This window comes from Bacteroides reticulotermitis JCM 10512 (genome assembly GCF_000517545.1).
GTDB lineage: Bacteria > Bacteroidota > Bacteroidia > Bacteroidales > Bacteroidaceae > Bacteroides > Bacteroides reticulotermitis.
Map to the genome: position 1 here is coordinate 1 of NZ_BAIV01000032.1, position 11,261 is coordinate 11,261.

Genomic DNA, 11,261 nt, shown 5'->3' on the forward strand with positions numbered 1-11,261 from the left:
TTCCGTTCGAGTCGGTGGCAAAGGATGGCAAGCAGGTATTCACTGTCACCCGTTTGAACTTCCGGTTATCCGAGAAAGTCCACGAATTGTAATTGGCGGACAAGTCCATAGTCAGATAGCCCGAAAGGCGAAACTCAGCGCCTAAACTAAAAGTATCAGTCAAGTCGCTCAGCAGATTTGTTTTCAAAGCTACGGTAGGCATTGCTTCCCTACCCGGCAGTCGGGTACCCGACTCACAGCAGACGAATCAACCATCTGCGCATACAAGTACAGCGGAAAAGCAAATAACAATAGAAGTAGTTTAGCCAATAGCTTATTCATTCAATCTAGCTTTAAAAAGTAAGGCGTACAGAAAAAATATGGCACAAAACTTGAAATATTCTTATAATAAGAATGCCATATAATGAGATATCCAACTATACTTGCTTACTTTACCCTCTTATTAATTATCATTACCAAAGCGATAGTTAAGCCACAAAACAGCGCTTCTGTGAGTGAAGTTAAACTATCCAATAATAATCTTGACAATTTCAGAGCGTCAGAGGCGCATTTCGGAAAAACACAAAACACTAAAAAAAATAGACTATTAAGAAGCCTTATTTTAGGCAAAAAAACGACTTGTGAAACATTTGCAAAACATAGAATTAACTAACTAATAATGAAGGGAATATGAAACGTTCAAGTAAGAAAGCACATAAACTGTGCGTAAATTGCCGCAAAACAGAAAAGACGGTAATTGAAGTTGCAAAAATGTCAAAAGGAAAAGCCGATGTGGCAGAGCTAACATTCCATAAAGTTATATTTATAATTAAAGGTAGTCTAAGACTGTATCCAAGGGATAAAACTTACTACCCGGTGGCAAGTGGAAAGATGCTTTTCCTACTTGCCGGAAGTAGATGTTCATACCAAGCCATGGAAGATACAACAGTCCTTCTTTTCAGGATTCAAACATCAATTCAGTTATGCAAGAACTTCTCTTTGGAAGACTTGTTTCTAAAAATCAACAGAAACAAAATGGAGGAATACAAACCCCAGAACGGGAACTTTGGAGAGTTAGAGATGAACACCCATATACAACAGTTTGTCAACACAATCGCCAATTCTTTAAAAGAGGGATTTTCTTGCTATTATTTACTTGATCTTAAGGTAGATGAGTTCTTTTTATTACTCAGATTATATTATACTAAAGAGGAAATATATAAGTTTTTATACCTTATACTCAGCAGCGACATTACCTTTTCCGAACAGGTTGGAATGCACTGGAACAGATTCCAAACTGTAGGAGAGCTAGCAGCTTTCCTGAACATGACAAGCAAAAGGTTTACCGCAAGATTCACGTTCGTTTTTGGACAGACACCTTATAAGTGGATGCTACAAGGAAGGGCGCGTATCATTCAGGTTGAAATCACGTCAACCGAGAAACAATTCAAGCAAATAGCCATGGAAAACGGGTTCGCTTCGGAATCGTCATTCACGAGATTCTGTAAAAAGGAATTTGACAAGACACCGACCCAAATAAGACTAACTAGATTAAAGAAAACAGAAGATATGTAAAATAAATAACCCTTATTGATAAGTGCAATTTAAACGAGAACGCCTATTTTTGCAGCAGAATTGAAAGGAGATTTATCGCATCATCTGACACTCTGCAAGTGTCAGAATTCGTATGACTGTCAGATTATATGCTTTTGCAAAGATAAAAAAATATAATTAAAACTGGTATTTTTTCTTTGCATCCCAATCTAAATCAACGAATTATAAGCTATTTAGATACTCAAAAAAGGCCGTCAGGCAACAGCAGAGATTGTCGCCCAACGGCAGTCAGATTCGTCAAGTAGAACTTTTCAGTGATCCTAGACTATTTATTTTAAGCCAACCCACAATTCATCATGCGTGAAATGAAACAGTATGCTGATACTGAATCGCAGAAGTAATGGCCTGATTGGCCTCATCCAAAATAGAATTTTCCAAAAGCCCCAGATAAATAAGCGTGGTTCTTTCTGAACTATGTCCCAAACACTCGCTTAGAACCTGCAACGGAACATGCTCATGCTTACCAATAGTAGCCCAAGTATGACGCGCCCAGTGGGTGCTAATGGGTTTGTTTATGCCGGCAAGTAAAGCGAGTTTCTTCAAACGAACATTCTGATTACGCAAAGCTGTCTCGTATTTCAAACGAGCTGTTTTAGGAGTCTCCACCCTCCCTATCATCGGAACAATGATGGGAAAAAGATAAGGAGAACGCGCAACATCCAAGGAAAAACTCTCAATGATCGTTTGCATTTCGGGAGTAACCCGGACTTCCATTAGTCGCCCCGTCTTGCGACGAACATATTTAATAACTCCTCCTCGCAGGTTCTTCTTAGTTAAATAGGCTATATCGATAAAACACATGCCACGCGCAAAAAGACAAAACAGGAAATAGCGGTATGCGGAATACAGACGCTCTGCGTAACGATGAGATTCATTGAACGGGAGCCCCTCGTTAAAGAAAGAAACAAAATCCAGATCACAGAACTGTTTAACTTCCGTAAGTGAAAGAGAACGTTTCATGGTCTTGGTAACACCCGTGAAAACTCCCAAGAAGGGATTCTCGTCACGACCTCCCTTGAAAACCTTCGTAAAAAGGGCTTTGTTATAGATCGAACGCAGATTACGCATATAATAAGAAATGGTATTGGGTAGCTTGCCTTGAAACCGCAAATAGATCTCAAAGTCTTTGACCAATCTAGCGTTAATCTGATGCAAAGGAATATCCATACCTTTATTAAAGTTTATCAATCCCTGAGTAACGGTGCGGTAAGCCCTTGCGGTACGAAACTGTCCACGACGGTCTAACTCGCGGGCAAGACTTTCGGCAAAACCCAAAATTCGGCCCTCGTCTTTACGAAGCCGGTAAAGACTGATAACCTCATCTACGGAATAATGCCCACGTTCTCGAATACCGAGTAAGTGACTTTCCAACAACTTGGTTTCTTCTGTAAGTACCTGCTGCACTTTCTCAAGATAAGCCACCCGCACAGGATTGTTTTTGGGATAAATAAGGCTTTGCTTTTCGCTATCCCACTCATTGGGATAAAGTCGGCACCCCTTCAGAGTTACACTTTTAGAGCGGCGTTTATGCACAATACGCAAAACTAAGCTACCTAGATTATACCCTTGCTTGCCAGAAGGACGAAATACGAAGTTTACTGATGTCATAGTGAATCAATTAGAATTAATAGATTGACAAAAGTACACCTTCGGAAGCAAAAAAAATTAATATAGTAATAGGCTATTTTCTCATTTTAGATAGTTTAGGGAATTATTGTAAAATGGCTGGAAATAATTGTAAAACAAATAGGTGATAGCATGTAAATAGACTTCCTAAATTTAGCATAGCCAACTTGCAAACAGCTGTATTTCTTCTCCCAATCGCATCGTTTCGCTCAAACGAGCATTTCTTATCAGCGCTTTACACTTAACTCATTGATAATAAATAAAGAATAGATAAATCGGAGGTTAATTAAAACAGCAAGCAGAACTTTGTCTGTAGATTTGCCCAATGCAAATGACAGATAGAATCTGTTAGATAAAAACAGAGAGGCGAGATGTCAATCTGATTTTTTCACGGCTACTCCCGATGATTTCCAAATAATTGTTTACCTTTGTCTTCGAAACCACAAAAAAATCAGTATGAAACGCTATCTATTTACTACGCCTTCATCAGTAAAAGGGACCATCAAGTTACCAGCTTCTAAAAGTATCAGCAACCGGGTTTTGATTATCAATGCACTGGGAAAAGGTACGTACCCTCCAGAAAATCTCTCCGATTGTGACGACACAAAGGTGCTGATACAAGCTATAGCTCAAGGGAAACAGCTGATCAACATTATGGCTGCCGGAACTGCCATGCGCTTTCTTACTGCTTACCTGAGTGTAATACCGGGTGAACGTACAATTACCGGGACCGAACGTATGCAGCAACGCCCCATACAAATATTAGTAAACGCGCTTCGTGCACTGAACGCAACGATCGATTATGCAGACACCGAAGGATTTCCACCGTTGCACATCCAAGGAGGGGTTTTAGAAGGCAAAGAGCTCACGCTGCAAGGGAACATAAGTTCTCAATACATATCGGCCTTATTGATGATAGGACCTGTACTGAAAAACGGACTAACCGTGCGTCTGAGCGGAGAAATTATTTCACGCCCATACATCAACCTGACGCTTCACCTAATGAATGATTTTGGTGCCGAAGCTTCGTGGACTGCCGCTGACACCATATATGTTGCTCCAGTTCCGTACAAGAGTTTGCAGTTTACCGTGGAAAGTGATTGGAGCGCTGCCTCCTACTGGTATCAGCTTGCTGCCTTAGCTCCTGAAGCTGACCTCGTATTGACCGGATTGTTTCACAAAAGCTACCAAGGAGATAGCCGAGGTGCAGAGATATTTAGTCGCTTGGGTGTTCAAACCGAATACATACCGCAAGGAATACGCCTGAGAAAGTCGGGCGATTTACCATCGCGTCTGGACGAAGATTTCATCGATATTCCTGATCTTGCACAGACATTTGTAGTTACCTGTGCGCTCCTAAATATTCCCTTTCGCTTCACCGGACTCCAAAGTTTGAAGATTAAGGAAACGGATCGCATTGCCGCACTCCGTACCGAATTGAAAAAGCTAGGTTACCTGATAAGCGAAGAGAATGACAGCGTGCTTTTTTGGAATGGCGAACGTTGTAAACCGCAAGCGATCCCCGTTATTCATACGTACGAGGATCACCGGATGGCTATGGCTTTCGCTCCGGCGGCCTTGCGCTTCCCATCGATCCGAATTGCGGAACCACAAGTGGTAACGAAGTCGTATCCCACGTATTGGGACCATCTTCGACAAGTTGGGTTCGGTATTCGTATAGAAACGGAAATTAAATTCCCGAAACAAACGGATAGCTCGGCTTCCTTAGAAAACTAATCAACTAACTAAACGAAGTGACTTATGAAGAAAATACTGATTATAGGAGCAACTTCCGGTATTGGACGGTCACTTGCAGAGCAATATGTCAGCGAAAACTCTCTGGTGGGCATCACCGGCCGCAGAGAAGCAGTCCTACAAGAGATGAACGCCGCGCATCCGAACCAAATAGTTAACCGGGTATGCGACCTAACCGATACGCAACATCGAATTTCCATCTTAGATGCGCTTGTTCAGGAGATGGGTGGAATGGATCTCCTGATTATCTGCGCCGGAACGGGTGAGTTAAATCCGGAGTTGGACTTCCAACTGGAGGAGCCGACTTTGCAAACCAACGTTCTTGGTTTTACACATGTAGCCGATTGGGGCTTCCGATATTTTGAGAAACAAGGCAGCGGGCATCTCGTGAACATCTCTTCCGTAGGAGGAACACGTGGCAGTGGCATTGCTCCGGCATACAACGCATCGAAAGCTTATCAAATCAACTATATGGAGGGATTGCGACAGAAAGCGGCCAAATCCTCGCATCCGATCTTCACCACCGATATTCGTCCGGGCTTCGTAGATACAGCAATGGCTAAAGGCGAAGGTTTATTTTGGGTAGCACCAGTAGATAAAGCGGCCCGGCAGATACGAAAAGCAATTGCGCGAAAGAAACGGGTAGCTTACATCTCTAAAAGATGGAAGTATGTAGCTGGTATATTCCGGATAATACCTGCGCCTATTTATTGTCGCATGTAAGTTGTCCGTTCCCAAAGAGGCGAAGCACACAGCGACACAATTTTATTCAATAGTTTAGTTTGCCGGCTTTGATTCGGTGATCGTCCATCCCCGCTGGACCGCTATATCCGCATCACAATCTTTCTCACCCGGATTATCGTAATAGCTGATTCTAAACTGTAGTGTGGGCGTAACAAAGCTCGACATATCGGGTAAATTCTCAAAGAGTTCGTTCAGTGAATTGGCATCCAAGCGATTGGAATGACACGCTAACTGCCGCGTTGACTTTGAAGTTGGAATTGACAAACGAGTCAACTGATTATTTGAGCAGTTCAAATAAGCTAAGTAGGGATGAGCAGACAAATCCAGTTCCGTCAATTGATTCCCATGACAAGCAAGTTCTGACAAACCAGTTATATGATCTAACCAATCCATATTTTTAAAAGCGCAAGAATAACATAGTAGCGCACCTATTTGCTGTCCATCATCCACCTCAATGGTCGACAAATTGGGATTATTGCTGCAATCGATCTCCCTCATTTCCGGTAATCCTTTGAACGATAAGGTACGCAGAGAAGTTCCGGTACAATATAAACCTATAAGCTTCGGGTGAGCACCGAGTTTCAACGAAGTCAACTTCGGATGGGTATATAGTTGGATTGATTCCAACTTGCTGCACCTGCTTATATCAATTTGTTCCAAATCGGCATTATTCCCAACATTAATCGTTTTCACATTCGGACAAGAGGAGCTTAAATCCAGAGCTTTTGTACCCACAATACTATTAATAGACAGATCCGACATATTCGGAAAATACCCCATCTGCAAATCACGAAGCGTCAAAAGCAATCCGGAGATATTAAGGAAACTCAGTTCCTCGGCCCAAATCCTCACCCGGTAGGTTTTAGAGTTGCCGTATCGGTACCTGATTCCGCCCGAAAGTGATCCCGGGTCTTCCACCTTTTGCACACGCCCGTCTCCCCAATCAACCACCACTCTCCCTCCACTAGCAAATATTTCGAGTTGCTTCCAAGTACCCGAAGTGAGATCTACTGTGAATTGAATCGTGTTTTTATCCGTCAGTTCCGGTATTTCAAACTCATCGCCAAACACGCTTTTATCTTCCGAACAAGAAGTGAACCCCGCAAGCAAAACAAAACCAAGTAGTATAGAAAGTAATTTATCAAGTTTCATTGCATACTATTTTAATAACAAAGAGCAAAAATAAGAAAAATATCAGACAACAGACACGACAGAATACAAATTTATAAGTAACTTTGCGGAAATTAGAGATGTGCGATTATGTGGATACTCGTTATAAGCTTACTGTTGCTAGGCCTCATTGCTTGGGTAGCCGGTACGATTCGCAACCGGAGACTCCAAAGTAAAATAAAGCGGGGGGAGTTGGATCGTATGCCGGAGGTGCGGATTACAGATGCCGAATGCTGCGGACAACATGCTATCTGCGAACGTGACAGTCTGCTGGCGGGTGTAAGTACCCAAATAGAGTATTACGACGACGAAGAGCTGGACGAGTTTATCGGACGGGAAGCAAATTCCTATTCGGAAAAAGAAACAAATCGGTTTCGTGAGGTGTTGTATAGCACAATGGAATCCGAAGTAGCCGGTTGGGTGCGTAGTTTACAACTCAGGGAAATCCAACTGCCGGAGAGTCTTAAAGACGAAGTATTTCTTATCATCGAAGAGAGGAGAATAACGTGAATCTACTGCAATATACATTTTTTCAATATGCCCTATTGGGTAGCCTGCTGGCAAGCATTGCCTGCGGCATAATCGGCACATACATTGTTACACGCCGATTGGTTTTCATTAGCGGAGGGATTACGCATGCTTCATTTGGTGGCATCGGGATCGGACTCTTCGCCGGAATCTCTCCCATTCTCTCGGCTGCTATCTTTTCGGTGCTATCTTCATTTGGTGTCGAATGGCTCAGCAAACGGAAAGATATGCGCGAAGATTCGGCAATCGCTGTTTTCTGGACACTGGGAATGGCGTTGGGAATCATATTTAGCTTCCTGTCGCCCGGCTTTGCTCCGGACCTATCGGCATACCTGTTCGGCAATATTTTAACCATTACGCAAGATGATTTGTGGATGTTGGGGCTATTGACGTTGGCACTAATCGTTTTCTTCTATTTATTTATACATCCTATCGTCTCAATTGCGTTTGACCGGGAGTTTGCCCGTTCGCAAGGTATTCCGGTAGCCGTATTCGAGTATCTCTTGATGATGTTTATTGCGCTCACAATTGTTGCTTGTTTGCGTATGGTGGGCATCGTGCTTGCTATTTCACTACTCACCATTCCGCAAATGACGGCGAACTTATTCACATACAACTTTAAACGGATTATCTGGCTATCCATTCTTATTGGTTTTTTGGGCTGTATGGGTGGATTGTTCATCTCTTATCATTGGAGAGTTCCTTCGGGAGCCTCGATTATCTTTTTCTCAATCCTGATTTATGCGGTTTGCAAAGTAGGAAGAAGTATTCGACAGTCACTATGTACAAAATAAAATTCATCATATATTTATTAGCATATGGAAATCAAGATTCAGTCATTGGAAAACATTCACGAAGCTGCCCGTCAATTTATCAACGCTATGGACGAAAACACCGTCTTTGCCTTATACGGGAAAATGGGAGCCGGCAAAACGACTTTCGTAAAAGCTTTATGTGAGGAATTGGGTGTATCGGACATCATCACCTCTCCTACTTTTGCCATTGTCAACGAATATCGTTCGGACAAAAACGGCGAGCTGATTTATCACTTCGACTTCTACCGCATCAAGAAGTTGAGCGAGGTGTATGACATGGGCTATGAAGATTATTTCTACAGTGGAGCACTTTGCTTTATCGAATGGCCTGAACTCGTAGAAGAACTTTTACCGGGTAATGCTGTAAAGGTTACTATTGAAGAACAAGAAGACGGAACACGAATCATTAAGCTATGAACGGAATTGGACAATACCTGGCACAATTACTCTTTCTGTGTTCAGGAACGACTTCACTAATAGCATCTATTTTGAATTGGGACTGGTTTTTCAATCCGCCCACACAATAGATATTGTGAAGAAAGAGGGACGAGCATTTGCACGCGTTGCGTATGGACTTTTAGGAGTTGTTCTAATCGGGGCATCCATCTTTTTCTTTGTAATGACCCGCGCAGCCTTCGAGGAGAAAGCTCTTATGTAAACAACTGGAATCAACAGAATTTCAGGAAAAACAAAATCCGATCCCGGTAAATCACAGCATTTGCCGGGATTTCATTTCCAGATATTTGTTAATCACATCAACCGAAAGGTTATCCGGCGTAGTGAGCAACGAGTAAATACCATGCTGTTTCAGTGTAGAGACAATGAGGCGTTTCTCGTAAGCGAACTTCTCGGCAATAACTTGCTGGTAATACTCTTCTGTGCTGTCTGCCGGACGGGATATATATTCTTTCAAGTCGGTATCTTCGAAGAAAACAACAAGCAGCCGGTGACGTCTGTTTAGCTGTTGCAGGTAAGCTAATTGCCTGTTCATACTCGCAATATTAGCAAAGTTTGTGTAGAGTATAAGCAGGCTTCGTTTGTTGATGTACTTATTGAGATGTACGCAAAGTGCCGAGAAGTCGGTTTCTCCGTAACTGGTCTGTTGCGCATAAAGAGTTTCCAGAATCGTTTGCATATACCCTGCCTGACGCGAAGCAGGCACAAAAGTATCGAAGCGCTCATTGAACGTTGCCAATCCCGCTTTATCTTCCTTCTGCATCGCCACATAAGAGAGCACCAGCGACGCATTGATTGAATAATCAAACAAGGTCATCCTCTGGAAAGCCTGTTGCATGACTCTTCCTTTATCAATCACGTTATAGATTTGCTGAGAACGTTCATCCTGAAAGACATTGACCATCAACTCATGGCGACGGGCACTGGCCTTCCAATTGATTGTCCGGTAGTCGTCACCTTTCACATATTCCTTTATCTGCTCAAACTCGGTATGATGCCCCACCCTACGGATACGTTTGATACCAAGTTCAGTCAGATTATCGCTGATAGCCAGCAACTCATATTGATGAAGCATCAGGTAGGAAGGGTAGACTTTAACGTTTTTCGGTTCGCCAACGGTATATCTGCGCGAGAGAATACCCAAAGGAGTAGATACAAATACGCGAATGAAGCCGAAGGAATAGACTCCACGTTGCGTTGGCCGAAGATTGTATTTGATATTTTTCCCTTCACCGGGCTGAAGCGACAAATGAAAATCGATATCGCGTCTCTGAAAGATGAAAGGGATCTCGTCAATTACCGACACGGCTATTTGATGCGTATAGCTACTTTCCACGCGAATATCTACGAGGTTTTCATCACCATTGGAGAACCGTTCGGCACACTGGCGGTATGCCCGGATTCCCGGTAACCGATAGAGCAGATAGGCATCGACCAACAGCAAGAGGATGAGAAGTATCAGCTACCTGTCCGGCAACGAACAAGGGGGCGAACACGTATCCTCCGACAAACAGAGCGATAACGAAAATCAAGGCTATATAGAAGCGGCGAGGTAGAAACAATGTCGGCTGCGTTTATTATTTATATTATTTTACTGAGGTACTTCAACCTTATCGATCAGGCGTTGTGTTACTTTGATAGGGGAATAACCTTCCATCTCGGCTTCTGCGGTCAGTATCAAACGATGCTGAAGCACGTAAGGAGCTACAAACTTAATGTCCTCCGGTGTCACAAAGTCACGTCCTTGCAACAAGGCATAGGCTTTGGCAGATTGCATCATAGCCACCGATGCACGGGGTGATGCACCCAGATAAACCGCTTTGCTGGTACGGGTTTGCTCTACAATTAAAGCGATATACTTGAGTAAGCTAGGCTCCACAAATACTTGACTCATGAAAGTTCGTAGGGAAAGTAGTTCCTCGCACGTTATTGCGGGGATTATATCTTCCAATCTGATCAATTTGGCATTGGTATGGTGACGCTCCAGAATGGCTACTTCTTCCTCTAACGACGGATATCCCATCGTGATCTTCATCAGGAAACGGTCGAGTTGTGCTTCGGGAAGTTTGTAGGTTCCCTCCTGCTCCACCGGATTCTGGGTAGCAAGAATGGTATAGAGCTCTCCCATCCGGTGAGTCGTTCCGTCAACACTGACTTGTCGTTCTTCCATGACCTCAAACAGAGCTGCCTGTGTCTTAGCAGGGGCACGATTGATCTCATCCACCAAGACTACATCCGCAAAGATCGGTCCCTGATGGAAGTCGAACTCACTGGTTTTCATATTGAACACCGTAGTTCCGAGTACATCACTCGGCATCAAATCAGGCGTAAACTGAATCCGACTGAACTTAGCTTCAATCAATTGAGCAATCAGGCGAGCCAGCAAAGTCTTAGCTACTCCCGGAACCCCTTCTATCAGCACATGTCCATTGGCAAGGATGGCTGTAAGCACCAAATCCACCGCCTGCTCCTGACCAACAATAACGGATGCTATCTGGTCTCGTAAGAGTTGTATCTTCTCGGAGAAGAGAGTTAGGTCTACGCGTTGTTCTATATATTCTTCCATAATTTCTT

Annotated in this window: 12 protein-coding genes and 1 pseudogene; 7 read left to right on the forward strand and 6 right to left on the reverse strand. The window is 43.2% G+C overall.

The genetic code is table 11. The annotated features are described in order from the left end of the window. Positions 1 to 187: DUF3575 domain-containing protein (locus JCM10512_RS17045; protein WP_369346495.1), on the reverse strand; the 187-nt coding region annotated here is incomplete at its 3' end. A 2-nt stretch (positions 188 to 189) separates the two neighbouring features. After that, on the reverse strand, positions 190 to 321 hold the full coding sequence (locus JCM10512_RS24670) for a hypothetical protein (protein WP_262482620.1): 132 nt from the start codon (positions 319 to 321) through the stop codon (positions 190 to 192). A 348-nt stretch (positions 322 to 669) separates the two neighbouring features. Here JCM10512_RS24670 and JCM10512_RS17055 point away from each other — a divergent pair, with 348 nt between their 5' ends. Next, positions 670 to 1,554 carry a helix-turn-helix transcriptional regulator gene (locus JCM10512_RS17055; RefSeq protein WP_044164877.1) on the forward strand — a complete coding sequence of 295 codons (885 nt, stop codon included), beginning with the start codon at positions 670 to 672 and terminating at the stop codon, positions 1,552 to 1,554. Between the two features lie 333 nt (positions 1,555 to 1,887). Here the strand turns inward: JCM10512_RS17055 and JCM10512_RS17060 are convergent, their stop codons facing one another. Continuing rightward, positions 1,888 to 3,201: a tyrosine-type recombinase/integrase gene (locus JCM10512_RS17060; RefSeq protein ID WP_081741422.1), complete on the reverse strand. Its 1,314-nt coding sequence runs from the start codon at positions 3,199 to 3,201 to the stop codon at positions 1,888 to 1,890. 474 nt (positions 3,202 to 3,675) lie between these two features. Between JCM10512_RS17060 and JCM10512_RS17065 the strand changes: the two genes are divergently transcribed. Further along, positions 3,676 to 4,956 (forward strand): 3-phosphoshikimate 1-carboxyvinyltransferase, encoded by a 1,281-nt coding sequence (locus JCM10512_RS17065; protein ID WP_044164879.1) that lies wholly within the window; start codon positions 3,676 to 3,678, stop codon positions 4,954 to 4,956. 24 nt (positions 4,957 to 4,980) lie between these two features. Beyond that, a complete protein-coding gene (locus tag JCM10512_RS17070) occupies positions 4,981 to 5,697 on the forward strand; it encodes an SDR family NAD(P)-dependent oxidoreductase (protein WP_044164880.1) in 717 nt (238 codons plus the stop codon). 54 nt (positions 5,698 to 5,751) lie between these two features. On the opposite strand, the gene JCM10512_RS22595 is transcribed toward JCM10512_RS17070, so the two are convergent. Further along, the gene (locus tag JCM10512_RS22595) at positions 5,752 to 6,870 is read right to left on the reverse strand and encodes a leucine-rich repeat domain-containing protein (RefSeq protein ID WP_044164881.1); all 1,119 of its coding nucleotides are present in this window, start codon (positions 6,868 to 6,870) and stop codon (positions 5,752 to 5,754) included. A gap of 108 nt (positions 6,871 to 6,978) precedes the next feature. Between JCM10512_RS22595 and JCM10512_RS17080 the strand changes: the two genes are divergently transcribed. The 4 genes from JCM10512_RS17080 to JCM10512_RS25150 are packed head-to-tail and all read left to right on the forward strand — an operon-like array spanning position 6,979 to position 8,758. Further along, entirely contained in the window at positions 6,979 to 7,398 is a 420-nt protein-coding gene (locus JCM10512_RS17080; RefSeq protein ID WP_044164882.1) for a hypothetical protein, read from the forward strand. Next, entirely contained in the window at positions 7,395 to 8,210 is an 816-nt protein-coding gene (locus tag JCM10512_RS17085; RefSeq protein WP_044164884.1) for a metal ABC transporter permease, read from the forward strand. Before JCM10512_RS17080 ends, JCM10512_RS17085 begins: the two co-directional genes overlap by 4 nt. A 24-nt stretch (positions 8,211 to 8,234) precedes the next feature. Further along, a complete protein-coding gene (gene tsaE, locus JCM10512_RS17090) occupies positions 8,235 to 8,648 on the forward strand; it encodes a tRNA (adenosine(37)-N6)-threonylcarbamoyltransferase complex ATPase subunit type 1 TsaE (protein ID WP_044164885.1) in 414 nt (137 codons plus the stop codon). Next, positions 8,645 to 8,758, forward strand: coding sequence for an immunity 17 family protein (locus JCM10512_RS25150; RefSeq protein ID WP_439644383.1), 114 nt, complete (start codon positions 8,645 to 8,647; stop codon positions 8,756 to 8,758). The genes tsaE and JCM10512_RS25150 overlap by 4 nt, the downstream gene beginning before the upstream one ends. A gap of 182 nt (positions 8,759 to 8,940) precedes the next feature. Here JCM10512_RS25150 and JCM10512_RS17100 read toward each other — a convergent pair. Next, a pseudogene (locus JCM10512_RS17100) lies at positions 8,941 to 10,249 on the reverse strand (DUF58 domain-containing protein). Between the two features lie 29 nt (positions 10,250 to 10,278). Then, positions 10,279 to 11,253, reverse strand: coding sequence for an AAA family ATPase (locus JCM10512_RS17105; protein ID WP_044164886.1), 975 nt, complete (start codon positions 11,251 to 11,253; stop codon positions 10,279 to 10,281). Positions 11,254 to 11,261 lie beyond the last annotated feature (8 nt).

Excerpts from the sequence above, each read along its gene's own strand:
- JCM10512_RS17070 (WP_044164880.1), top strand. The coding sequence starts at position 4,981 with ATGAAGAAAATACTGATTATAGGAGCAACTTCCGGTATTGGACGGTCA.
- JCM10512_RS17065 (WP_044164879.1), top strand. The coding sequence starts at position 3,676 with ATGAAACGCTATCTATTTACTACGCCTTCATCAGTAAAAGGGACCATC.
- tsaE (WP_044164885.1), top strand. The coding sequence starts at position 8,235 with ATGGAAATCAAGATTCAGTCATTGGAAAACATTCACGAAGCTGCCCGT.
- JCM10512_RS17060 (WP_081741422.1), bottom strand. The coding sequence starts at position 3,201 with ATGACATCAGTAAACTTCGTATTTCGTCCTTCTGGCAAGCAAGGGTAT.
- JCM10512_RS22595 (WP_044164881.1), bottom strand. The coding sequence starts at position 6,870 with ATGAAACTTGATAAATTACTTTCTATACTACTTGGTTTTGTTTTGCTT.
- JCM10512_RS17055 (WP_044164877.1), top strand. The coding sequence starts at position 670 with ATGAAACGTTCAAGTAAGAAAGCACATAAACTGTGCGTAAATTGCCGC.
- JCM10512_RS24670 (WP_262482620.1), bottom strand. The coding sequence starts at position 321 with ATGAATAAGCTATTGGCTAAACTACTTCTATTGTTATTTGCTTTTCCG.
- JCM10512_RS17080 (WP_044164882.1), top strand. The coding sequence starts at position 6,979 with ATGTGGATACTCGTTATAAGCTTACTGTTGCTAGGCCTCATTGCTTGG.
- JCM10512_RS25150 (WP_439644383.1), top strand. The coding sequence starts at position 8,645 with ATGAACGGAATTGGACAATACCTGGCACAATTACTCTTTCTGTGTTCA.
- JCM10512_RS17105 (WP_044164886.1), bottom strand. The coding sequence starts at position 11,253 with ATGGAAGAATATATAGAACAACGCGTAGACCTAACTCTCTTCTCCGAG.